At 37.4% G+C, this 25,217-nt stretch carries 25 protein-coding genes; 20 read left to right on the top strand and 5 right to left on the bottom strand.

Annotated features, from left to right (window positions below; genetic code table 11):
* Positions 1-456: 456 nt before the first annotated feature.
* Genes IPK35_23105 through IPK35_23095 form a run of 3 tightly spaced genes read left to right on the top strand, consistent with a single transcriptional unit; the run spans position 457 to position 1,441 of the window.
* Positions 457-747 (top strand): rhodanese-like domain-containing protein, encoded by a 291-nt coding sequence (locus IPK35_23105; GenBank protein ID MBK8056078.1) that lies wholly within the window; start codon positions 457-459, stop codon positions 745-747.
* A 4-nt stretch (positions 748-751) separates the two neighbouring features.
* Entirely contained in the window at positions 752-1,003 is a 252-nt protein-coding gene (locus IPK35_23100; protein MBK8056077.1) for a hypothetical protein, read from the top strand.
* A 3-nt stretch (positions 1,004-1,006) separates the two neighbouring features.
* A complete protein-coding gene (locus IPK35_23095; GenBank protein MBK8056076.1) occupies positions 1,007-1,441 on the top strand; it encodes an OsmC family protein in 435 nt (144 codons plus the stop codon).
* A gap of 125 nt (positions 1,442-1,566) precedes the next feature.
* Here the strand turns inward: IPK35_23095 and IPK35_23090 are convergent, their stop codons facing one another.
* From IPK35_23090 to IPK35_23080, 3 genes are all read right to left on the bottom strand, one after another.
* On the bottom strand, positions 1,567-2,274 hold the full coding sequence (locus IPK35_23090; GenBank protein MBK8056075.1) for an RNA pseudouridine synthase: 708 nt from the start codon (positions 2,272-2,274) through the stop codon (positions 1,567-1,569).
* A gap of 31 nt (positions 2,275-2,305) precedes the next feature.
* Positions 2,306-2,473 carry a hypothetical protein gene (locus IPK35_23085; protein MBK8056074.1) on the bottom strand — a complete coding sequence of 56 codons (168 nt, stop codon included), beginning with the start codon at positions 2,471-2,473 and terminating at the stop codon, positions 2,306-2,308.
* Positions 2,474-2,644: 171 nt separating this feature from the next.
* Entirely contained in the window at positions 2,645-3,280 is a 636-nt protein-coding gene (locus IPK35_23080; GenBank protein MBK8056073.1) for a DUF937 domain-containing protein, read from the bottom strand.
* Positions 3,281-3,430: 150 nt separating this feature from the next.
* On the opposite strand from IPK35_23080, the gene IPK35_23075 reads away from it, so the two are divergent.
* The 8 genes from IPK35_23075 (at position 3,431) to IPK35_23040 (ending at position 10,580) form a co-directional block, all read left to right on the top strand.
* Positions 3,431-4,567 (top strand): glucosaminidase domain-containing protein, encoded by a 1,137-nt coding sequence (locus IPK35_23075; GenBank protein MBK8056072.1) that lies wholly within the window; start codon positions 3,431-3,433, stop codon positions 4,565-4,567.
* Positions 4,567-5,283, top strand: coding sequence for a pseudouridine synthase (locus IPK35_23070; GenBank protein MBK8056071.1), 717 nt, complete (start codon positions 4,567-4,569; stop codon positions 5,281-5,283). Before IPK35_23075 ends, IPK35_23070 begins: the two co-directional genes overlap by 1 nt.
* Before the next feature lie 356 nt (positions 5,284-5,639).
* Positions 5,640-6,515 (top strand): tyrosine-type recombinase/integrase, encoded by an 876-nt coding sequence (locus IPK35_23065; GenBank protein MBK8056070.1) that lies wholly within the window; start codon positions 5,640-5,642, stop codon positions 6,513-6,515.
* Positions 6,434-7,474, top strand: a complete 1,041-nt coding sequence (locus tag IPK35_23060) for a transposase (protein MBK8056069.1) — start codon at positions 6,434-6,436, stop codon at positions 7,472-7,474. Before IPK35_23065 ends, IPK35_23060 begins: the two co-directional genes overlap by 82 nt.
* 50 nt (positions 7,475-7,524) lie before the next feature.
* Entirely contained in the window at positions 7,525-7,794 is a 270-nt protein-coding gene (locus IPK35_23055) for a hypothetical protein (protein ID MBK8056068.1), read from the top strand.
* 560 nt (positions 7,795-8,354) lie between these two features.
* Positions 8,355-8,522, top strand: coding sequence for a hypothetical protein (locus IPK35_23050; GenBank protein MBK8056067.1), 168 nt, complete (start codon positions 8,355-8,357; stop codon positions 8,520-8,522).
* An 87-nt stretch (positions 8,523-8,609) separates the two neighbouring features.
* A complete protein-coding gene (locus IPK35_23045) occupies positions 8,610-9,047 on the top strand; it encodes a hypothetical protein (protein MBK8056066.1) in 438 nt (145 codons plus the stop codon).
* 462 nt (positions 9,048-9,509) lie between these two features.
* A complete protein-coding gene (locus IPK35_23040) occupies positions 9,510-10,580 on the top strand; it encodes a serine hydrolase (GenBank protein ID MBK8056065.1) in 1,071 nt (356 codons plus the stop codon).
* A 259-nt stretch (positions 10,581-10,839) separates the two neighbouring features.
* On the opposite strand, the gene IPK35_23035 is transcribed toward IPK35_23040, so the two are convergent.
* Positions 10,840-11,208 carry a DMT family protein gene (locus IPK35_23035; protein MBK8056064.1) on the bottom strand — a complete coding sequence of 123 codons (369 nt, stop codon included), beginning with the start codon at positions 11,206-11,208 and terminating at the stop codon, positions 10,840-10,842.
* Between the two features lie 146 nt (positions 11,209-11,354).
* Here IPK35_23035 and IPK35_23030 point away from each other — a divergent pair, with 146 nt between their 5' ends.
* Positions 11,355-13,469, top strand: a complete 2,115-nt coding sequence (locus IPK35_23030; protein MBK8056063.1) for a peptidylprolyl isomerase — start codon at positions 11,355-11,357, stop codon at positions 13,467-13,469.
* An 829-nt stretch (positions 13,470-14,298) separates the two neighbouring features.
* On the opposite strand, the gene IPK35_23025 is transcribed toward IPK35_23030, so the two are convergent.
* A complete protein-coding gene (locus IPK35_23025) occupies positions 14,299-15,012 on the bottom strand; it encodes a TIGR02206 family membrane protein (protein MBK8056062.1) in 714 nt (237 codons plus the stop codon).
* 224 nt (positions 15,013-15,236) lie between these two features.
* Here IPK35_23025 and IPK35_23020 point away from each other — a divergent pair, with 224 nt between their 5' ends.
* The 8 genes from IPK35_23020 (at position 15,237) to IPK35_22985 (ending at position 25,215) form a co-directional block, all read left to right on the top strand.
* Entirely contained in the window at positions 15,237-16,478 is a 1,242-nt protein-coding gene (locus IPK35_23020; protein MBK8056061.1) for an ABC transporter permease, read from the top strand.
* A 203-nt stretch (positions 16,479-16,681) separates the two neighbouring features.
* Positions 16,682-17,599: an Rpn family recombination-promoting nuclease/putative transposase gene (locus IPK35_23015; protein ID MBK8056060.1), complete on the top strand. Its 918-nt coding sequence runs from the start codon at positions 16,682-16,684 to the stop codon at positions 17,597-17,599.
* 92 nt (positions 17,600-17,691) lie between these two features.
* Complete coding sequence (locus IPK35_23010; protein MBK8056059.1) at positions 17,692-18,306, top strand: ribonuclease HII; 615 nt, start codon at positions 17,692-17,694, stop codon at positions 18,304-18,306.
* A gap of 206 nt (positions 18,307-18,512) precedes the next feature.
* On the top strand, positions 18,513-20,861 hold the full coding sequence (locus IPK35_23005; GenBank protein ID MBK8056058.1) for a TonB-dependent receptor: 2,349 nt from the start codon (positions 18,513-18,515) through the stop codon (positions 20,859-20,861).
* A gap of 37 nt (positions 20,862-20,898) precedes the next feature.
* Positions 20,899-21,621 carry a DUF2807 domain-containing protein gene (locus IPK35_23000; protein MBK8056057.1) on the top strand — a complete coding sequence of 241 codons (723 nt, stop codon included), beginning with the start codon at positions 20,899-20,901 and terminating at the stop codon, positions 21,619-21,621.
* A 53-nt stretch (positions 21,622-21,674) separates the two neighbouring features.
* Positions 21,675-22,466, top strand: a complete 792-nt coding sequence (locus IPK35_22995) for an RNA polymerase sigma-70 factor (protein ID MBK8056056.1) — start codon at positions 21,675-21,677, stop codon at positions 22,464-22,466.
* The gene (locus IPK35_22990) at positions 22,466-23,407 is read left to right on the top strand and encodes a FecR domain-containing protein (GenBank protein MBK8056055.1); all 942 of its coding nucleotides are present in this window, start codon (positions 22,466-22,468) and stop codon (positions 23,405-23,407) included. The genes IPK35_22995 and IPK35_22990 overlap by 1 nt, the downstream gene beginning before the upstream one ends.
* Entirely contained in the window at positions 23,398-25,215 is a 1,818-nt protein-coding gene (locus IPK35_22985; protein MBK8056054.1) for a hypothetical protein, read from the top strand. Before IPK35_22990 ends, IPK35_22985 begins: the two co-directional genes overlap by 10 nt.
* Positions 25,216-25,217: the final 2 nt, after the last annotated feature.

The following is a 25,217-nucleotide window of genomic DNA, read 5'->3' as shown; positions in this document are numbered from 1 at the left end:
TCCAATAAATCGGAAAGTAGGTATAATTTGACAAAGGTGAAGTAGAATATACCGACGAGAATTTATTTTTCTAAAGACGATGATACACATGTCTTTATTATAAAAATAATTCTGTCGCCATTATAAAGACGATAAATGTCTTTAAAGACAAGCTTCGCTTCGTCCTTACTCAAAATGAATACAATAGTAGATGAATTTTTCGCAAACTAATTTATTTTGAGTATAAATAAAATGAAGAGATTAGTTTTTTTTAGCACCTGCCTGCGTGCCTTTTCGGACAGGGGTTAATATGGACTTTTATCAAATTGGCGCTATTTCTTATACACACAGCTGCGTATCGAAAATAAAAATAGGCATTTCCACATATGGATAGGTGTTGAATTTTGATTGTGTAACAAAGGTTGCTCTCAATTGCAGATCTTACATTTACCTTTGTCTCATCAAAATTCAAAATGTATGAATATCGAAGAGCTAATAGCAAATAATCATGGTACCATCATAGATGTACGTACACCTATGGAATATATGGGCGGTCATGTAGCAGACTCCATCAATATACCGCTTATGGAATTGCCATATCGGATGGATGAAATCAAAAATATGGATCTACCTGTCATTTTCTGTTGTGCATCCGGAAACAGAAGCGGGCAGGCAACACAATTTTGTTTGAATCAAGGGGTCGATGCGTTCAATGGAGGCCCATGGACCACAGTAAACTATTACAAATCACTTACCCATCAAATTTGAAACAATGAATGCAGCTTCACTATTTTCTGACTGGCACCTGATGCGCTGGTTGCGCCTTTTCATCAGTACGTATTTGATTTGGCAGGGCATTCATCTGAAAGATAATTTTGCTTTGTTTATTGGTTCATTTTTTCTGATACAGGCTATCACCAATACAGGTTGTTGCGGAGCAGGAGGATGTTCAGTTCCAAACCAGAAAATGCCTGATAAAATAGCTGAAGACGATGACATTGATTACACCATTGTAAAACCTTAAAATATGGACTCACATGTATATAACGTAGATCTCCACTGGGTGGCAGACCGCATAGGTGAAGTGTCTTCACCTGAATTATTGGATACCATTGACGTGGCCACACCACCGCAATTTCCCAAAGGGGTGGACGGCGTTTGGTCGCCTGAGCATTTTTTTACGGCAGCGGTCAACAGTTGTTTTATGACTACTTTCCTGGCTGTTGCTGAAAATTCAAAATTAGAATTTAAAAAGTTTCATTGTTCTGCCGAAGGTAAACTGGAAAAAATAGACGGTAAATATCTCATGACTGAAGTATTACTAAAACCAGAGCTTGTGATCACCCATGAAGCTGACATAGAGAAAGCTGAAAGAATCCTCATAAAATCGGAGCAGGCATGTCTTATTTCAAACTCTATCACATCCAAAGTCTCGCTGCAGCCAGTAATTAAAGTGGGTTAAAAAGAAGATAAACAAAAAACTTAGATTGGCGTCCCTTAAAGGAATGAACTTTCCCTTTGTGGACCTTAGTGTCTTGGTCCCTTAGTGGTATTACATTATTTTGTGTCCATGTTGATGGTATGATTCTACAGCTTGTCGGTATCCACAAGTCCCCACAAAACATCATTTTGAGGTAAAGGTGATTTATACGAATATTTTTTACCTGTAAAGGGATGGGTAAACTCAAGTTCGTAAGATACCAGACATATACTTCTGTCTAAGTTGGGACGTTTTGAGCCATATTTCAGATCACCTTTTATGGGCATATCCATAGTCGCAAGCTGTGCTCTGATCTGATGAAATCTTCCCGTCTTCAGATCTATTCTGAGCAAAAAGTAGTTGTCAAATGACTGCAATAAAGTGTACTCAAGTATCGCTTCTTTGTAATAGTCATCCACCTTTATGTCTGCGGTCATCGCTCTGTTGTGGAGCTTTTTGATATAATGTTTCAGTATGGTTGGATCTTTTTCAGGTACACCAGAGACTATGGCAAGATACGTTTTTTTTACAGTTCTGTCTTTCAGCATTTCTGTAAATTCACTGGCAAATTCTTTATTTTTACCAAAAATAACAATACCCGTTACCGGTTGATCTATTCTGTTAAGAACAAAAATATTCTGGTTGTACTTCTTCTTGAGGATAGTTTCAAGATCATATTTTTCATTATCGGTGGCCTGAACGGCAATTCCGTGTTTTTTCAGGACAACTACAAAATCTTCAGTTTCATCTATGATACTATAATCTGATTCAGAAGGTCCTTTTTCAGTAAGAATTTTTAAAGCAGAAAGATCCATTATTTTATTTTGAGTAATTGTCTCCAAATCATCACTTCACTTCCTCATAATCTATATAATCATCATCATGATGATTTTTATTATTTTCAGAATTCCGGCCATCTCTTTTTATAGTGTTCTTATTACTTTCTATCATAGGCGCTACATAGTAGGTAATAATATAATAGGCAATCACAGAAAGGATGATATACTTGATCATCTTGATATAATTTTTTTAACAAAAGTGTTCCTAAAAACAAAACTTCTGTAATTAGGAACACTTGGATTTTTATTTAGTTTTTGCAACTACACAGGTAAGATCCATTTCAATCAAAAAAATGCTGATTTCTATGGTTTAAAAGCTTTTACCTTGGGTAGGCAGTACAAATATTTATTTTCCGCCCAGTATCTTGCCGAAAATAGATTTTACACCCATCTCAGCGATGTCATCAATCATGCTTCCATCACCATCCTTGTCCAGCAGTTTTGAAAAAATACTCTGTGTAGAAGGTTGTTGGTTGACAGTTTTTGTAGCACCTTGTATAAAATCAAGCAATCCGCCACCTGTTTGCTGTTGTTGGGGTTGTTGCGGCATGGATTGTTTTGCTTTACCAAGGAAACCTAACACTACAGGAGCCAGTGTGGCCATCATAGACAAAATTTTGCCTGTATCGATACCGCTGGCTTTTGAGATAGATTCTGCAGCAGTATCTTGTTTTTCTCCCAACAGATGCTTCAATATACCTGCTCCATTGGCTGTTTTGGGGTTCTGAGGTTGTACTGCGCCAGACAAAAATCCTCCAAGGTCGTTCAGTATGCTGCCATCGTGGTCTCTGTCCAGTGCTGCCATCAGTCCACCTGCACCCTCAGGAGAACTGGCATTCTTTGCCACAGCATTCATGATAGTAGCCAATACACCATCTACTGCTGAGTTTGTTTGTTGTGAGTTGCCTAAGCCTAATTGCTGACCTACCTGGTTTATGATGATATCTTTCATCGGTCCCTGTAGCAAATCTGTAATGTCCATTTTAAAGTTTTATAATTTTATCATCGAATATCCGACATGCAATACTAACAATATTTTTACAAAAAAATTCATTTATAAGTTATGAATATGCTGAAATATAATTTTCGGAATGATATTTGTAATTACAAATTAAAATAATATTTAATATGTATGGTGGCTGTAATAAAACATAGTGTAATGGCGATAAGCCTGATTTTTGCAAGTGCAGTATATGTATTTGGCAATAAAAAATTAACAGAAAATTATATAAACAGGTATAAAAATATGGCCATCTCAGAGATGCACAGGACAGGTATTCCGGCGAGCATCAAGTTGGCACAAGGCATACTCGAATCTGATCTGGGCAGAAGTCCGCTGGCAGGCCAGGCCAACAATCATTTTGGCATCAAGTGCAGCAAGGACTGGACCGGGCTTACTTATTACAAACATGATGATGATACCGACAGCACTGGCACCATCATCGAAAGCTGCTTCAGGGCTTATGAAAGTGGCGAACAATCATATATAGCACATTCAGAATTTCTGACTCATCCTTCCAAGAAGTCAAGGTATGGCTTCCTGTTTGATTTAGCTACCACAGATTATGTCGGGTGGGCCAATGGGTTGAAGTTTGCCGGATACGCATCTGACCCTTCCTACCCGTCCAAGCTGATCAAAATCATCGAAACCAACCGTCTTTTCGAATATGACGAACAGATCAATACTGAAAGATTCACCTTGGTCACCACAGTACCTCAGGACAATAAAAAAGTCAGTCAAAAGAAAGAGACAGAAAAAAATGTACCTGAAAAAAATGTCATAAGATCTGAGATTACAACTAATGAAAGCAATGATAAGCTTGCAAAATCTGTGATCGGCAAGTACAAAACGAACAAAATCAATGACGTCAGGATGGTTCATGCTTTCGGTGGTGAATCAATCAAAGAATTGGCTCTGCGCAACAAAAAAGATGTGTACGAGCTACTCGAATATAATGAACGTATCCAAAGTCTGGACTACATCCTGCAGTCTGACGAAATTGTGTATTTTGATAAGAAGAAAAAATCTGTTGAAGACGTATCACTCGCGTTTCATACTATATCCAAAAAAGAGACCTTGTACAAAATAGCTCAAAAATATGGTATCAGGCTGGAAAGCATCATGAATAAAAACAATCTTCCGGAAGATGCTGAACCTCTGCAGGGTGAATTGGTAAGCCTTTCAAGACATCTGAATAAAAAGGAAAGCCCTAAATACAGAATAGTGGAGAAATTCGATACTTTTATAGACTTCGGAGGATTGCAGTAATGGATCAGGAACACATCAGTCTCAACAAATACATCAGTGATACAGGGTTTTGCTCGCGTCGGGAAGCCGATAAGCTCATCGATGCCGGCAGGGTGATGATCAATAACATCGTGGCCAAAAAAGGCAACAGAGTAAGTAAGGGAGATAAGGTGTCACTTGATGGGGAACTGATCTCTATCAAACCAAAACCCGTATACATTGCCTTCCACAAGCCTATAGGTGTGGTGTGTACAACGGATCAAAGAGATCCTGACAATATCATTGACCACCTGAACTATAGTGAGCGCATATTTCCGGTAGGCAGACTGGATAAAATGTCACAAGGACTGATCCTCCTGACCAATGACGGCGATATAGTAAATAAGATACTCCGTGCAGGCAACTATCATGAAAAAGAATACATCGTCACGGTAAATAAAACTGTAGACCAGGCTTTTATCAAGACTATGGCTACCGGAGTACCTATCCTGGATACCGTTACCCGCCCATGTAAAGTATACAAAATCAATGATCATACTTTCTCCATCATCCTCACACAGGGACTCAACCGTCAGATCCGTCGCATGTGCGAATATCTGGGATACACCGTAAAAGCCCTCACGAGAATCAGAATTATGGATCTCACGCTCGATGGCATAGCATACGATACCTGGCGATACCTCACAGAAGCCGAGATGCTCAACCTGCTGGACCTGGTCAGACACTCGAGAAAGTGATAGCGGTGCAAAAACCATAATGACCACATCACTGAATACTTCGTGGACAGCAGCACCAAAAAATTTAAATAAAAAAGCCATCCTGAAATCAGTAATTTTCTTTACTTTTGGACATAGAAAGGTGCAAAGGGTGTAAAGCCCAAGGATAATGAGACTAAATCAAAACAAAGAGCAAGCCAAAAACCGTGTACAACGTATAAAAAACGTTAAATAACGGATATAAAATTTACAAATCACGAACAAAAGTTCGTATAAGTAGAGTTGAACAAACCTAAAAATAAATATATCTAAATATCAGTAAGACAAGTTATTAGGCATGGTATTTGGCCTACCAGGTATAATTAAATAATAATAAAATGATACCTGTACACAACCACCTGAAGGCTTATGAGGAGCGACTGATATTGCTCAATTCACCAGTTAAAACCCGGATTTCTTACCTGACAATATTGAGGAAGTATCTCCAATATTGTAACGATCAGAGCATAGAAGATCCATTTACAGATCCTGCTGTAAAACAATATCTTTTATATAGATACAGTCAAAAAATGGATTGGAAAACCATCAATATGGATTACTCATCCATTAAAAAATACTTTGTTGAAGTACTTCAAAAAGCGTGGAATACCCCGATGTTCCCACGACCCAAAGTAAATAAAGAACTGCCCAATGTCATATCAAAAGAAGAAGTACAAAAGCTCATTTCGCACGTACGCAATCTCAAATACAAAGCCTTATTCATCTTCCTATATGCTACAGGGATGCGCATAAGTGAGGCCTTGTCGGTCAAGGTAAAAGACATTGATTCTGATAGACTACAGATCAAGATAGATAAAGGCAAGGGTCACAAAGACAGATATGTAGATGTACCGATGGAATTGATAGAAATATTAAGACAATATTACAAAATCTACAGACCTACAGACAGACTTTTTTATGGGGAGACAACACAAGATGCACTGCCTGAACGCAACATACAGCATGCCATGAAACGAGCTAAAGAGAAAGCAGGCATCATCCATGATGTGAGCCCACATACATTGCGTCATTGCTACGCTACCCATCATATGGAACATGGAACGAATATTGTATATATACAGAAGATGTTAGGTCACACCAATCTAAAAACGACCTCGATATACCTTCATTTATGTGTAAACTTTCAGAGTCAAAGCATAATCCATCCGATTACAACGATCCAAATCAGTCTGATGGGCCATTCACAGACATAGGATCACTATTTAGAGCGTACAAAGAAGCATATATCCACCTATACAAACCGCAGAAGCACGAGATCAAATTTATCAAAGATGTAAGTAAATGTAAAACACCCGCGCTCGGAGGGATAGTGATAAGTTGTAGGAGTTGCAAAAAGAAGACCTACTTATATAAGTCATGTGGCAATAATCAGTGTCCAAAATGTCAAAGTATAAAACGTATACAATGGCAAGACAAGCTGGCGAGCAAGATGCTTAAATGTCCCTATCAGCACATCATCTTTACCATACCTCACGAGCTAAATTATATAGGAAAAGGCCATCCAAAACTATTGTATGGCGTGCTATTTAAGGCAGCTTGGCTCACCATAGAACGACTGGCAAGAGACCCAGAAAATGTAGGAGGTACACCCGGAATGACAGCCGTACTGCATACATTTGGCTCAGATCTCAAACAACATATACACCTGCATACCCTGGTCACCTTTGGAGGTGTAAGCAAGGATGGCAAATGGGTATGGCCCAAACGAAAAAATAAAATCGCACCGTATCGCAAAATATGTAGCACCTTCAAAACCATCTTTATCAAAGAGCTGGAAAGTCAGCTGCAGAAAATCGATCCATCGTATTATCAAACAGTAAAAGGTATCATCAATAGTACCAAAGAAGTGAGGTGGTGTGTACACAACACGCCACCTACTGCTCATACCAAAGTCATAGAAGAATACCTAGGTCGATACATATGCAGAATAGGAGTAAGTAATAAAAAAATACAGTATGATGAAAAACAACAGATCGTAAAAATGGAATACAATGACTACACAAATCAAAAACCCAATGAAGCAGCGCCTAAAGCGATCAAGCAACTCGACCCCATAGTAGCCATGCGACAAATCATGATACATGTCTTACCTCCCAACTTTCAAAAAGTAAGAACATATGGCATCATGACCAAATCAAAATCCGAAAAATAAAAATAACAATCCCGGCACTCATCAAAGAAAATGGTCAAACCATAAGAACATTGTTTCAGATAGTGAAAGCCTTACTACAAATAACGGAAGACGAAGAAGAGGAAAAAATAAAATGCGTTTCATGTCAATCCACAGATAGTGAGATAGAAATCATAAAACCTGATGCTGAATGGTACGAAAAGCACATTGGCCGAGAAAGTAGAAACAAATCGCCTGCACAAACACCCAAAATAGTACCAATAGACCCTAATGCTTCATCGAGGCCTGAGGTATCTATGGAGACAAAAGTCAAAATCAAGGTCGAACACGCAAAAATCTAATCAAATCTTAGGTTAGGAAGGTAAAACCAAAAGCTATTGCAAAAGATTAATGTCTAAAACTCAAAATTATAGCCCAAAGCCAATAAAAAATAACTACTACAATCAAAGCAAATCCCCATATACGGCTCGTTCAACTTAAATATCTACAAATTCGCTTTGGGTTTTGTGCAATTAATTTATCTTTGTACATGCGAATTCGTAGATATTCCTATGAGTTACCAGTAATGCTAAATGACAAACACAACGACCATACGACAATCTCTGACTTCCCGACCGGATCTACTCATCAGGTATCAGAACTTCGGGCGTTAGTATGTCAACCCATCCGCTTTCGCGGTTCCTTCCCTTGAAGCACTTCAGTACTTCACCCTTCGGGATCGGTCAGTCATCTGACCCAACCTGACCAGCCTCTTATCCGGTTCCTATATCCCTACTCTTTGCTCTCGCAAGCCACCCAGAGTACCGACTTTTGCAGTCCTGCTTACTTCAGTGCTTAGATCACTCTAAACCATCCGCCGCGGCGGACAGTTTACTAATACTTCTGGGCGTTACACCAGCGTATGAGAGACTTTCAACCCGTTGGATATTTATCCTACGGGCTTTCACTCTCCAGACAAACTGCTTCTTTAAGCAGTTTGTACAACTTAAATGAAAATTGTACATTTGCCATTCAAGGCACACACAATGGCTATGATGATAGATTCGCTATTGCTTCATCCATCACATAGCCTTGGACGTTACCAGCAAAGTTAGAAGACCACACAAACACCTAACACAACTTGTAAACGCTTGATAAACTAAAATTTGCATTTTAAATGATAAAGACTGTAAGTAAGATTATAAAACAATTATCATCAGAGCCAAAAAAACTCTTCCTAATTGACAGTATAGGGGCTTTGACTACTGCGTTTTTATTGTTTGTAGTATTGAGAAATATCAACGAATACTTTGGAATGCCTGAAAGAATACTGACTTACCTTTCTTTGATTGCAGTTTGTTTCTGTATTTATTCAACAACTTGTTTTTTTGTAATTAAAGCGAACTGGACACCTTTTATTAAGGGTATTAGTATTGCTAACCTGCTTTATTGCATCTTGACCATTGGTCTTATATTTTTCTATCACCCTCAGCTTACAACTATTGGGATAGCATACTTTTTAGGGGAAATAGCCATTATTTGTGGACTTGTTTACATTGAACTTAATGTTGCGACTGAAATCAACAAAAGACGAATAAATAATAAAAACAGATGACTGACAGGGAAACACTGCTGGTAACAGCGGTTGGCAAAAAAGCGGGTTCAGTGGTTAAATGAAGCTTTGTGCTTCGTTTCAAGTTCAGAGATAGGGTAAAAACAAAGAAAAATTCCATAATAAAACGACATTGATATTAATTCATAAACAGTTTGCCATTTCTTTGGGACGTTATCTCAAGGCATGAGAGACTTTCTACCCCTTTGGATTTATTCTACGGGGCTGAATTCTCCCCGGATAACTTGTTTTATATCAAGATGCACAAATAACATTTTAGTCTTACATTTACCATCCAAAGGCACTTGGACAGGCTATAATGCAGAGCGTGCCCATTTGGTCAGCCGTGACATAGCTACAACCTGGCAGTAATTATAAAACGTAACTCTGACAAAAGTACTTTATATCTATTAAACCATTGAGGAAATAACATGTCCAATTAGAAAATTAAAAATCAAAACCCTTATGAAGTCTGTTACTCTTTTTTTAGTGTTATTACTATCCATGGTCAGTTGTAGAAAAAATGACGACACAAGCCAACCACTACCATCTGAATCTATGTATTTTCCTTCAAATACAAATTTTACCTGGGAAACCACATCTCTTTCAAGTTTAGGTTGGAATCAAAACGCTGTTCAAACTTTAAAAAGTTTTTTGATACAAAAAAACACAAAATCTTTTATGATACTCGTCAACGGAAGAATAGTGATGGAAGAGTACTTTGATGGACATAAAGCAACAACAGATTGGGAATGGAATAGCGCGGGCAAGAGTTTATTAAGCGCTACGACAGGAATTGCACAGCAAGAAGGTTTATTGAATATTGGAAATAAAGCAGCTGATTATTTAGGTGTTGGCTGGTCTAGTATGGGAATACAAAAAGAAAATTTAATTACAATTAAAAATTTATTGGCAATGACGGCTGGCAATGATGATACTAAACAACTTGTAATCAAGCCAAACCTGACATATATTGCAGATGCTGGAACAAGATGGGCTTACAGCAATATTTTTCAAAAATTGACAGATGTTGTTGCCAATGCCAGTGCTACATCTTTTGAATCCTATTTCAACAGTAAACTGAAAAATAAAATAGGAATGGATGGCTATTGGAATTTTGGAACCATTTTTACTATACATCACAGCACTACAAGAAGTATGGCAAGATTTGGGCTTTTAGCCTTAAACAAAGGTAAATGGAATAATGAACAGGTAGTAAATGAATCTTTTTTTATTGAAAGTACCTCATCCTCGCAAAATATTAATCCATCTTACGGGTATTTATGGTGGTTAAATGGTAAATCAAGTTATATGATTCCAAGTGAACAAACTGTATTTAAAGGCTATTTGGTACCAAACGCTCCTGCAGATATGTATTCAGCAATGGGAGCCAAAGACCAACGAATTTATGTAGTTCCAAGTAAAAAGATGGTGATTGTAAGAATGGGAAATGTATCTGATCCAGCAAATATAAATTTTGCAGTATCAGGGTTTGACAACGAACTTTGGGGTAAAATAAACGCAGTGATAAATTAAACAAACCTACTACCAACGAACCGCTAGTGTTACAGGAATGAAGTAAGGACTGCGTTATCTAAATTTATCCCAAATATTAACTAAATTTGGAATGAAATATACTAAACAGAAAATTGAATACGAATATTTTAAATCATAATTATTTAATTTACTATATTATGAATTATGTTTTTTCAAATATTTTCTGTTTACTATAAACAATCAACCAAAAGCCAAAGTAAACTTCGCAATAGGGCTTGATAAACCAAAAATAAACATGCTACTTTTTGAAAATAAAATATACAGCCAAAATTAAGAAAATGAATCCTATCAAATGATTCAGTCTGAAAGTCTCTGTTTTAAATGCCAACACTGCAAATCCTGTAAATACAACCAGAGTTATCACTTCCTGCAATACTTTCAGCTGCCATAGGTTGAATGGACCACCATTGCCCGTAAATCCTATTTTGTTGGCAGGTACCTGAAAACAATACTCAAAAAAGGCAATACCCCAACTGATCAGGATTATCGAAAAAAGGCTCAGTTTTGCAGACCATTTCCATTCGGCAAACTTAAGATGTCCATACCATGCCAATGTCATAAATACATTAGAAATGATAAGCAAAATGATCGTGTAAAATGGTTTCATAATAAAAAATAAATCAAAATTAAATAAAAATATGCTTCACAGTATTATGATATTTGGAAATAGCATTAATTATTTTACCTTTGTGCCGCTTTTTCACGAAGGAAGCACTGTTTAATATTTATAGCTAATAAAATTTTTTAAAAAATATGGCATTAATAGGTAAAATAAGAAACAATATGTGGCTGGTAGTTGTATTGCTGGCCTTGGCATTAGCCGGATTTATCATCATGGATATGACCAGTGGAGGCAGCAGCAATTCATTTGGATCCAAAACTACCCTTGGAAAAATCGATGGTAATAAAATTGATTACATGGACTTTCAAAGGGCAGAGCAGGCACTTTATCAAGGTTCAGGAGATGTATATGGCAGGAGAAGCTCATTATGGAATTTTTTTATTGAAAAAGCCATCATTGACAAAATTAGTGAAAGCACTGGCATAGGAGTAGGAAGTGATGAACTCAATGAACTAGAATTTGGCGCTAATTTAAGCCCTGTCGTTCAATCATTTTATACAAATCCCCAAACCGGACAAATAGACCGTGCTCAACTGGAAGAAATAAAGAAAGCGGTGGATGAAGGTACAGTCACAAATCCTGAATTTGCAGCGAGATTTAATGAGTTGAGAAAGCAGGTGATCAAGACCCAAAAGCAAACCAAACTCAACAATCTGGTAGCTAAATCAATATATACACCAACATGGTACGCTGAGGCCCTTGATAAAATCAATAATGAAACAGCTACTTTTGAATATGTAAAAATCCCGTTTGAATACGTGAAGGATACTGATGTAAAACTCACAGATGATGACTTCAGCAAGTATATCAAAGAAAATGAAACAAAATATACCAATAAGGAAGAAGTAAGAAACATATCATTCCTTGTATATGATGTGGTACCTACAGCAGAAGATTCTGCAAAAATCAAAGATCAACTGAACTTACTATCTACCGAATTTGTAAATACAAAAAATGACTCCCTTTTCGCTGCAAGCAATAATGGCTTTTATAACAAGGGTGCATATTCTAAAAAAGACGAACTGCAAGGTGAGCTGAAGGATAAGGTTGGATCGCTTTCTACAGGTCAGCTCTACGGTCCTTATGTAGATGCAAAAATGTATATACTTGCCAAACTGGTAGATAAAAAAGTGATAGCAGACTCTGCAAAAGCATCCCACATACTGAGAAGTGTTGCCGGCAATGATCCTATACAGCTGGCTGCAGCCAATAAACACATCGATAGCGTACGTGCCGCGATCACTTCAGGTCAAACCAGTTTCAAAGATGCAGCTATCGCAAATAGCCAGGATCCCGGATCGGGCGCCAATGGCGGAGATCTTGGAACATTTGTACCCGGTGCTATGGTACCTGAATTCAATGAAGCCGTATTCAATGGTAAACCAGGTAACTTATACAAAGTGACTACCCAGTTTGGAGTACATCTCATCAAAGTAGAAAATCTCATCTACAAAACCAATGAAGTAAAATACAATGTAGCATATCTGGTACAGCCTCTTGTTCCGTCGGAGGCCACTCAGAATGCTATCAAGGATAAAGTAATGGCAACTCTTGAAAAAACGAAATCCATAGAAGAACTCAATAAGCTTGCTACAGGTGATATGAAGGTAGAAGTAGCAGGTGGTATTAAGAAAAATGACCACATCTTATCAAACCTTCCTTCAGGACAAACATCCAGAGACATCATCAGGTGGGCATTTGAAGATAATACTGACGTAGGCAAGGTATCTCCTGAACTATATACTTTTGCCGATGAAGCCAACTATGTAGACAGCAAGTATCTTATCGCTGCACTCAAATCGATCGACAAGCCCGGAATAGCCACAGTCGAGTCAGTAAAAAGCAATATCGAAGCTTTGGTAAAAAATGCTAAAAAAGCAGAAATCATCAAATCCAAGATGAAAGGGACTGACTTAAATGCAATTGCCGGTATTTTTTCTGACTCTTTAGAAGTTGCCGAAAATGTTTCTTTTGGTTCAGCCTCATTACCCGACGGATCATTTGAACCTCTGCTGACAGGAAAAGTGTTTAGTACAAAAACAGGTAGTCTTGTTGGTCCTGTTGCGGGTAGTTCAGGAGTGTTTATGGCAAAACTCACTACCAAAACACCAGCTACAACTGAAGCGGGTGCATTTATGCAAAAAATGATGCTCACTCAGCAAGCCAGAGGTCAGGTCAATTTTAGATTGATGGAAGCACTCAAGAAAAACAAAGATATAGACGATAATAGATTTACCTTCTATTAATGAATTAATAGGATGTCTACATCATAATTACAACCCATTCAGGTACCAACTTGAATGGGTTGTTTTCATTTAGAGAAGCTAATACAATATGAATTGCTCTTAGTGCTCTGTCAGGATTAAGAACTTAATGAAATGTGGCTCTTTTCCCAAATCTCTGCTTGCAAAATACTCGCCGAAGGATTTGTCTGAACTATGGCACAACGGCCACAGATCGGAGCTAAAAACGTTTGCGATGATTTCTTAACGCTCTTCTTGTGTTTTGACTTGAACTCTGAAAAATATCTCCCACTGTGATTTAACCACGTTGGAGTTCGAATTTTAGGAATTAGGCTATGTTTTTCAATTCATTCAATAACTCCTACACGGTTAACATATTATCTTGACAGAACAATCCATTTTAAGAGTATGTTTAAAATTTTTCTTAGTTGTAAATCAAGAGATTATGGTTCTGGCGATAAAATAATCAACGCATTTAGTGAACTAAATAAGGCGATTATTTTGAAGCCAGGTTCATAATACATTGATTTTAAGGCAATAAAAATTTAAACATACTCTAAGTTAAACCATCCGTTTTATCTTAAATATAAATTAAATCAATGTTAAATTATTGCAAAATATTATTCCGTAAAGACATTCAAAAAATGTTGAAAATAACATTATATTTGGCATAAGTTATTATTTTACAAAAGGTTACAAAAATTATTAACATCTTAAAAGTAACAAACTGATGAATATTGTACATTCATAGTTTGGTTATAAGTCCCTATCTTTGTGTCATGAAAAACAACTGAAAGATTTAAATGTGGCTTTAATGATTAGAGACAGGCATTCAAAAAGTTGATTGCCTGTTTTCTTTTTTATAGAACGGCAGATAAGCCAGAATGAATAATACAACGGCCACCCCTTCTACGACTAAAATATACCAGGGCCATGGACCAAACAGGTCTAGAAGAGAGCCTCCCGGTGGCTTGTGTCTGGTATAAAAATAATTGGATCCGATGCTAAAGTTGATGATCAATGTCAACATCAGGTAAATATTACCAACAATAAATGCCCTGATCATATCCTTGAGACCAGGGGTAATACGAAGTCTCAATACTATGTACACAGGAATCCAGACCAAGCTTACATGAAATATCCAATAAATAAAATAACTGTAATGAGGCATCGTATATTGCAAATCTGCGGTGATGACTGCTTGTAAAGTCCCGACAATAATGAGAAAATAGAGTGTGTTGAGCCATTTTATATTTTTCAACCAAATGACTACCGGAAGCACCATCGATATCAATCTGCACAGATGAAGTGGTAGTTCCTCCTGTATAGAAAAAATACCTTCATAGCTAGTACATATCATCCTTGTGACAACAGCCATAAATGGGATCAGGGAAATAAAAAAAGCAAACTTATGTCTTTTTTCTTCATCATATCTTTGGCTCACCCAGATGGCAAGTATAAAAAATGAAGAAAGTAGTACTATTGGTAGAAAATGATCATAAGTAAAATTTTTATATGCCCGAGCTGGCTGAAACAATAATTCCATTTCCAATAGGTTTTTATGAATTAAATTGCAGTAAAAACATAAATATTTAATCAATTTACACCATACTCTTCAACTTAAAAGTCCAACCCACAAGTGTAAATATTTTCCAAAAATAATTCAATTTCAAAATATCCCTGCGATTTAGTCGGAGATTATTGTCTATACTTCTATTTTATTGAGCTATATTGATGAATTCTGCTTAATTTTACGCTTATTGTCAGAATATGCACTATTTAGAAAATATATTTCTTGCTTTAGGTTCTATTAAGGCCAATTTTCTCAGGTCAATGCTGACCTTGCTCATCATTGCCGTAGGCATCACTTGTTTAGTTGGAATTCTTACAGCTATAGATAGTATACTATTTAGTATGAGTGATAATTTCAACAGACTTGGAGCCAATTCCTTTAGTGTAAGGCCATTGTCAGAGAACCTGAGAAGCAACGACCGTGGCAGACGTAAAAAATCAGCTGATGTAATATATTTCGATCAGGCTATGGATTTTAAATCTTCCTATCACTATGGAGCAGCTAAAGTTTCTGTTGAGTCATTCTGTGTGGGCAATGCTACTATCAAAGCAGGCGATAAAAAAACCAATCCAACTATAAGGGTGATAGGAATAGACGAAAACTACCTCAATACCTCTGCTTTTGAGTTGGCAGCCGGCAGAAATTTTACCAATAATGAGATTTTCTCTACATCCAATAAAGTAATCATAGGTAGCGAAATCGTCAAAAAGCTGTTTCTGGACAAACCTGAAAAGGCGGTTTCAAGTGATGTATATATCAACAGTAACAAATACAAAATCATTGGAGCACTCAAAAGCAAAGGAGCTTCATCAGGTGGATCAAATGATAGTCGTGTGTTCATACCCTTATTTAACTCCAAAGTGCTATACGGCTATGCAGAAAAACCTTATAACGTCACTGTGGCCGTGGCCAATCCCAATGAAATGGATGACGCCATCAATACGGCTATCGGAACCATGCGAAATGTGCGAAAACTTAAAGTTTCTGAAGCCAATGATTTCGAAATCCGTAAAAGTGACGGCATCCTAAATCAACTCAAGGAAATGACTTCTACTTTGCGGTGGAGTACCGTCGTGATAGCTATGCTCACCTTGCTGGGTGCATCTATAGGTCTTATGAATATCATGCTCGTCTCTGTGACAGAAAGAACAAAAGAAATAGGCATCAGAAAAGCCATAGGTGCCACAAGAAAAAATGTTCTCATGCAATTTTTGATAGAAGCTGTGGTCATTTGTCTCATGGGTGGATTGGTGGGTATCATCCTGGGGATTTTAATGGGATTTGGTGTCTCTGTGATGGTAGAAGGAAGATTTTTTATCCCTTGGAATTGGATATTGTTGGGTATATCCGTTTGTATAATTGTAGGTTTGGTTTCGGGACTTTATCCTGCATTGAAAGCATCAAGGCTCGATCCTATCGAGGCATTGAGGTATGAGTAAGGGTTGATCAGAGATTCAGGATATTTCTGTGCATAAAAATGCAATTGAATTACTTAAGCATTTTATTCTTTAAATCAAAATTCAACAAACAATATCAAAATAGGCTTTCAGTTAAATTGTGGGATGCATGACCAATAATCTTTTTGCTTGAAAATGGAATTATTTACTTAATTTTGTAGTTCTAAGATAGATTCTGAAGTGTTATGAGTGATTCTTCGAGACCATTGATAAGTTTTGACTGGGCCATCAAGAGATTGTTGCGTCAGAAGGCAAACTATGATGTGTTAGAAGGATTTTTATCTGAATTGCTCCATCGCGAGATGAAAATCATCAACATTCCTGAGTCAGAGGCAAATGCTGCCGAAGAGTACAGCAAAATCAATAAAGTAGATATCCTTTGCGAATCTTCAGATAAAGAATTGATTCTCATTGAACTCCAATATAATAGTGAGCTTGACTATATGCATCGTATGTTGTATGGCAGCAGTAAGTTGATCGTCGATTACTTAGAAAAAGGTGATCCATATGACAAGGTTCGCAAGATTTATTCCATCAATATTGTTTATTTTGACTTGGGTCAAGGAGATGACTACATTTATAAAGGTACTACAGAATTTAAAGGTATCCACACCAGGGATATATTGCAGATCAATGCAGGCCAAAAAAAAGCCTTCAATATCGAGCACATATCAGCAATATATCCTGAATATTACATCATCAAAGTCAATCGGTTTAATGATTTGTCCCGGGATTCCTTAGATGATTGGATTTATTACTTCAAACATAATGCTGTCCCCGAAAACTCAAAAGCAAGAGGATTGAATAAAGTTGCTCACTTATTAAAGATAGACCAGATGGATACCACCACAAAATACGAATACGAAGCTTACATCAAGGATCGGGTGATCAGTAGGAGTATGCTGGAAACAGCCAAGTTTGAAGGCCGTGAAGAAGGACTTGAAGAAGGTCTGGAAAAAGGTCGTGAAGAAGGAATGAAGGCGAATATAATCACCATCGTCATTGAAATGAAAAAAGAAGGATTAGAAGTACCCTTTATATCTAAAATCACAAAACTTACTGAAAATCAGGTCATTAAGATACTTATGGAAAATGGTTTTTAGTAAAACCTGATTGTCAAATATTAATTATTTTAAACATCAAAAGTTTTTAATAACCCAATGATGGTGATTATCTTTGTTCAAAGTCTTTTTCATTGGCACTATTAAATAATCATTCCGGAAAAATAGCTGAAGCTGGTTGTGATGAGGCAGGTCGAGGCCGTCTTGCAGGCCCGGTTTTTGCAGCTGCAGTGATTTTACCTTCCGATTTTTATCACCCTGACATCAATGATTCCAAACAAATATCAGAAAAAAAGAGAGACGAACTCAGATATATCATCGAAAGTGAGGCGATTTCCTATGCCGTAAGCAAAATGGATGCGCCAGACATAGATAAATATAACATTCTTTGGGCTTCAGTCAGAACTATGCACAAAGCCTTGGACAAACTAAAAACCAGACCTGACCATATCATCATTGATGGTAACAGATTTATACCTTATAAAAAAGTACAACATGATTGTATCATCAGAGGTGATGGCATTTATACTTCCATAGCGGCAGCTTCTATCCTTGCAAAAACCTACAGGGATGATTATATGAAAAAATTGCATAAAAAATATCCGCATTATCAGTGGGACACAAACAAGGGCTACCCAACAGAAGCGCACAGGGCAGCTATCCAAAATTATGGTGTTACAGAGTATCACAGATTAAGTTTTCAATTATTGCCCCCACCGGCACAACTCAGCCTTTTTCATGAGGAATAAAATGTTCCCGAATTCTCCAACAATGTCCTGAAGCGAATGATTTATGTTTGTTCTAACATATAAAGAGTTTTTACATCTTACGATAAAAATATCGTAAGATAAATTTATCGTACGACAACTTCATCTTACACTATGAATAAAATTTTTCAATCCCACATATAGGGGTAAAACCCTCCTTTGTTTTCATACTACCAAAACAAAGGAAAATGAATCGTTTTAAATTTTTATTTTTTGCAGCCAGTCTGCTGTTAAGTCAGTTTTTATTTGCTCAAGCAGATCAATTGTACAATATCCGTGGCACCGTAAAAGACGAGGTTACTCAGCAAGCGCTCATCGGTGCGCTCGTCTATGTCATCCACCACGAAAACCAATCTGCCATCACGGACGAAAATGGTGATTTTCGCATCGAATCCTTGCCTTTGGGAAGACATAGTTTGCAAGTTTCCTATCTTGGTTATGTAGCTTATATGTCCAATATCGAAGTCAAAAGCGGAAAAGAACTTGTGCTCAATATTGCTATGAAAGAAGAAATCAAAGCCCTGGATGAAGTGGTCATTACAAGTAAAGCTGATAAATCCAAGACTGTCAATTCGCTGGCATATGCAAGTACCAGGACATTTTCAGTAGAGGAGAGCAGTAAATTTGCAGGTGCTGTGGATGATCCTGCACGTATGGCACAGTCATTTGCCGGTGTTGTACCCACAAATGATGGAAATAACTATGTATCTGTGAGAGGAAATCACCCATCAGGACTTCTATACCGTATGGAAGGCATTGATATCCCCAACCCCAATCATTTTGGTGATGTCGCTTCGTCTGGTGGTGGTGTATCGGTGTTGTCTTCTCAGGTCTTGTCCAATTCTGATTTTTCAACCGGAGCATTTGCGGCAGAGTATGGCAATGCTTTGGGTGGTGTATTTGACATCAAATTAAGAAAAGGTAATGACAGCAAAAGAGAATTTACGCTAAAAGCCGGATTTCTCGGTATGGAAGCAGCACTCGAAGGACCATTCAGCAAAAAGTACAAAGGCTCCTATCTGGTCAATTACAGATATTCCACTTTGTCACTTATCAGCAAATTGGGAGTGGATTTGTCAGGTGTACTCAATTACAGTGACCTTTCATACAATATCCATTTACCACTTCTCAAAGGAGGAAACATATCTATTTTCGGTATCAATGGATGGAGCAATCAGAATATAGAAGAGACACTTGAAGATTTTGACAAAAAAAATGGTGCACTTGATCACAGATACGACGCTAAGTTTATCAGCAATATGTCTGTAAATGGTGCTAAATTTACATATTCTACCAAAAATAATGGATTTCTGTCTGCCATTATAGCCTATGGAACTACAAAATCAGGTTTCGCAGATGATCAAAGGACCGTTTATCCTTCATATACATATCTGAGCAAATATGACATCGAAAATCTCACAGACAAAGTTTTTGCAGCTATCCATTATACACAGAAAGTGAACCCGAAGATCACCTGGCGTAGTGGCGGATATTTTGATAGATTAGGCTATCGGATGGTATACAATGATTATAAAAATGGTACTGACCTGTCCAATATCATCAATAATAAAGACAATACCAATATGGCAAGAGTTTATAGCCAAATGCAATACCGACTCAATGAAAAATGGTCGGCCAATATTGGCTTTCACTACACCAACTTTATGCTTAATAAAAAACAAACCATAGAGCCAAGAGGAAATATCCAATATACATTCAACCAACGTTCAAACATTGCAATTGCATATGGGAGACATAGCCAGATACAGCCATTGATTGTTTATTTTGTCAAATCAGATGAAGGCAGACTGGTGAATGAAGACCTTGATTTTACCAAAGCGCATCATCTTGTTCTGACTCACAATCTGGATATCAGTAGCCATACAAGGTTAAAGACAGAAATGTACTATCAGCATCTTGATGGAATACCTGTAGGGCAGGGGCAAAATAAAAATTTTGCCATGATCAATCAGCAGTTTTTGTTTCCTGACTTTGGTTTGGTCAATGATGGTAAAGGTAGAAATATGGGTGTTGAACTGACGTTAGAAAGGTTTTTACACAACAATTGGTATTATATAGTGACAGGTTCAGTTTTTGATTCCAAGTATAAAACACCGTCACTTGATTGGACCAATACCCGTTTCAATTCAGGATTTACGTCCGTCATCACAGTAGGGAAAGAATGGATAATTGGTAAATCACGAAGAAATACTTTGGGGTTTAACCTGAAAAATGCATGGGTTGGCGGGCAGTTTGACACACCGATAGACAGGCTTGCCTCACAGGCACAACAAAAAGAAGTGAGAGATGAACTGAATCCATTCAGTGTGAGACTCAAAGACTTCTATAAGCTGGATGTCGGCATCAAATTCAAGAGAAATAAAAACAAGATGACATCAACCTTATCCCTTGACCTGATGAATGCGACCAATAACAGAAACATTGGCGGCCTCACCTACAACATCGCAAATGATAAAATGGAAGAATGGACGATGATGCCTTTTGTGCCGGTATTGTCTTATAAAGTAGAATTTTAAAAATACTCTTATCTCAAACAATTTAAAAAATATTGAAATGAAAAATGTAGGTTTATTATTGATGATTACACTGTTGATGAGCTGTGGATTGGGTGATGTACTTGATTGTTATGATGGAGCCATTGTACGCAAAGAATTGAAAATCAGTACTTTTCATAAACTGGATTTGGATTTCCCTTGTGAAGTCATCCTCCAAAAAGGAAGTGTACAAAAAATCGTCATAGAAGGTAAAGAAGACATGATCAATGATCTGGAAAAAAGATCAACAGTGAACAATGTCACCTGGAAAGCAAGGATAAGGAATAATTGTATTTTTAGTTCTAAGGATGCAAAACTGTGGATCACAGTTCCTGACCTCAACGAATTGATCATAGACGGAAATGTGAAAGTCGATACTGAAACAGGACTGGACAATTTAAGTCAAAGCTTGAAATGCACTGTAGATGGAAACGCATCATTATATCTGGATATTAAGATGCTAAAATCTCTTGTTTTGGATATAGATGGCAACGCCAAGGCAGACCTCAAGGGACAATCAGAAAGACTTGACATCATTGTGGATGGAAATGCAACCATCCATGGTCATGAGATGCAAGTAAAAAACACACAAATCACGATCGATGGAAATGCCACAGTCAATACATTTACCACTGAAAGTCTTAATGTCATCATTGACGGTAATGGAACAGTCTGTTTTAAAGGATCACCTGTGATTTCTTCCAAAATAAATGGTACAGGAAGGCTTAAAAACTGCAACTAAGTACGATAAAAAACCGATTGAATAAACAGGCTGAAAAATTTCCGACATTTATAATGAAAGTATTAAAAATCAAAGAACGAGTGTACTCCCTCCATTTTAAGCCTGCCTGCCGGAAAGGCAGGGGAGGGATGGGTTGGGTAAATAAGCCAGAGGATTTGACCGTTTGCCATTCAATCATTCACAGTTTAAGTGATAATTTTGTATGTGAAGATTATTCAACCTACCTAAGTTCAAAAGATTTCAACTTAATAGCAAAAACCAACGTTAAGACAAGTGACATGAGTGATATTATTCCCCAAATAAAGCATCTAAGGGTCGAAGACAAAGCCCTTTTTGAGCAAATTTTTTCTGACCATTATGATGGAATGTTCAGATACTGCATGACTATGGTACAAAATCAGTCGGATGCAGAAGACATTGTACAGTCCGTGTTTATGGATTTTTGGCAGGACAAACATAAATTGGTCATCCACACATCGATACAGGCCTTTTTGTATAAAAGTGTGTATTTCAAGTGTATGAACAGGATCAAAAGAGAAAAAGTATCTCAAAAATATATTGCTTCAGTATCTTCACAGGATGCAAATACGTCAGATAGCGACCCTGCTATTTTGCAGGAAGTCACTGAAAAAATCAATGAAGCAATTGATGCATTGCCCGATCAGTGCAGAAAGATATTTACACTGAGTCGCTATGAAGGCATGCGGTATCAGGAGATAGCTGACCATATGAAACTCTCGATTAAGACTATTGAAAACCAAATGGGTAAAGCATTAAAAAACCTGAGAATCCACCTTTCTGATTACCTACAGGTCATTATTTTTAACCTTTTAATTTTCTTCTGATGAACAATATAAATATAAATGATGATATCATCACCAAATACCTTTGTGGTGAAGCAAGTCCCGAAGAAGCCATAAGTATAGAAGAATGGTTGACCACATCTCCACAAAATCGAGCATATTTTGACAATATGGAGCAGACGTTTCTACTGGTTTCCAAGAGAGAAAAAGCTATACCGGATCATCAAAAAGCATGGGATAAAATCCATAAAAATATCTCTCCGCCAGTCAAAAGTTTTAACTGGGCATATGGTGTTGCAGCAATTTTTTTAGTAGGTATGGTGGCAGTGATATTTTTAATAAATCAGAAAGAAAATCACGTTTCCGAAATCTACGCTTCAGATAAGCCTGTACATCAAAAACTTAAAGACAACAGTGCTGTGACACTGGGAATAAATAGCATGATTATCCTCGACAAGGATTATGGTGTATCGAATCGAAAGTTATCACTCACAGGGAAGGCTGATTTTTCTGTTATTCACGATGAAAAAATGCCTTTCATTATAGAATCACAAGGTGTATTTATCGAAGACCTTGGTACTATTTTTAGTGTCGAAAGCGAGCCAGATTCTGATACCGTTTATGTAGTCGTCAATGAAGGTATCGTGCGACTGTATGACGACCATGGCAGCGAAATCATCATAAAAGCAGGTGAAAAAGCATGGTACATCAGATCACAAAAGAAAATCATCACAGACATAGACAGTAAAACAGTCAAATTTGATTTCAAAGATACCAGATTGGCAGATGCCGTGACTCTATTGGAAGAAGCCTACGATATTGACGTCCGGTTGGTGCCGGAAAGTATTGGTGATTGTAAGTTTACTACACAATTTTTTGATGAAGAAGTAGCGACCATTATCACCATCATCACGGAGACTTTAGGATTTAAGTATCAATATCAGAACCATCAATATATAATCGAAGGAAAACCATGTCAATAAGAACTTTCATCACTATCTGGGCATTGACATGGATGAACGTAGTATCCGGTCAAACCATACTCAACACAGAGTTAACATTAAATCATGTAAATAAATCTGCAAGAGCTGTTTTCAAAGATATTGAACGGCAGACAGGTGCTATATTTTCGTTCAGTGAGTTTGATGATGACCGCAAAATGAGTATTCAGGTCACTAAAATGACACTTAGAAATGTCATTCCTGTCCTGGAAAGTGAACTCAATATTACAATCGTCATAAAAGAAAAATACCTCATCATCAAATCTTCAGTTCAGGAACGAAATCAATTATTGAGCATCAGCGGAACGATCATCAACCCACAATCTGATGAACCCATCAGTGACGCCAGTGTTTTCGTAAAAAAACATAAAATACTCGTCAATTCTGATAGTCGGGGAAAGTTTGCTTTCAGCCTGCCAAACAATATCAAACAGATCAGGATCAATGTAGCGAAAGCCAACTATGTGGACACTTCCTTAGTCATAGTCGGTTCAGAAAGTCAATCTCTGAATATTAAATTAAGGTCTTTTCCGAGAGTCAGAATCTCTGAGTTTGATTCATTGACTAAAAAAGAAGTTTTGATAGGCTCTTTATATAATGACAGAATACCTGAAACCCCTATGGTAAAAAAAAGTACTTACAATGAGAGTTTCTGGGAGAAACAGAGAAAGAAAAATATTAGTTTGATCAATATCAATGATACGATACTCAACAGTTTTTCCTTATCACTTCTACCGCCTATCAGTACCAATAAATTACTTTCTTTTCATACGAGAAACACTATTTCGCTCAACATTATTGGTGGACATTCCAAAGGTCTCCATGGTGTAGAGTTAGGCGGTGTGTACAATTACGACGACGGAGATGTGTACGGTGTACAAATTGCCGGTGTAGTCAATGCCGTGTCAGAAAATGTGACCGGTACTCAGATCAGCGGTGTCCTCAATACTGTCAAAGGCAATGTAAAGGGTATCCAAATAGCAGGTGTCATCAACAATAATGACAGTATTACGGATGGAATCCAGATCTCAGGCGTCTATCAGAAAACGCATACAATTCGTGGACTTCAGATCGGTGGATTATACAATAGGGCAGTAAAAGTCAAAGGTGGTCAGATCAGCGGACTGCTAAATACGGTAGACAGCGCCACCACTTTCCTACAGATAGCAGGACTTTACAATCATGCTGCCAATATCAAAGGTGTACAAATTTCTGGGTTGGTCAATACGTGCGACACACTCACAGGTTTACAAATAGGTGTATTCAATCGTGCCAATTTTGTCAAAAAAGGACTTTCAATAGGTTTGATCAATTATGTGAAAAATGGCTATCACAAATTAGAATTATCTACCAACGAACTGGGCACCATAAATTTGGGTTATCGTTCTGGTTGGGCACCGCTGCATATGCACTATTTTGGAGGATTCAATGCCAAAGACAAAGACCACAGGTTTGTACAAGCAGGTATGGGCATTGCCACTTCTCTGCCAGTCAGCAAAAAGATAAATTTTGAGGCAGATGCGACGGTAAGAAATACTCATGATGTAGATAATTTTACAAAATGGAATTTCAATATGTACAACCAACTGATGTTGGGTCTATCCTGGCAACCTTTCAAAAAAATAGGTATCAGAACGGGCATCACACTCAATCATTTCTGGTATGATCCAACTTCTGCCATCCATGGGCAAGTTGCATCTCTTGTCAAAAATTCTGTTTACGATGGTGATAGCGGATCTTACAAACACAAAATGTGGATCGGTTGGCAGGTGGGTTTGTTGTTGTTTTAGAT

The organism is Saprospiraceae bacterium, assembly GCA_016713025.1.
Classification (GTDB): Bacteria; Bacteroidota; Bacteroidia; order Chitinophagales; family Saprospiraceae; genus OLB9.
Note: the sequence above shows the minus strand (reverse complement) of the source record. Positions and strands in the feature narration are given on the sequence as shown.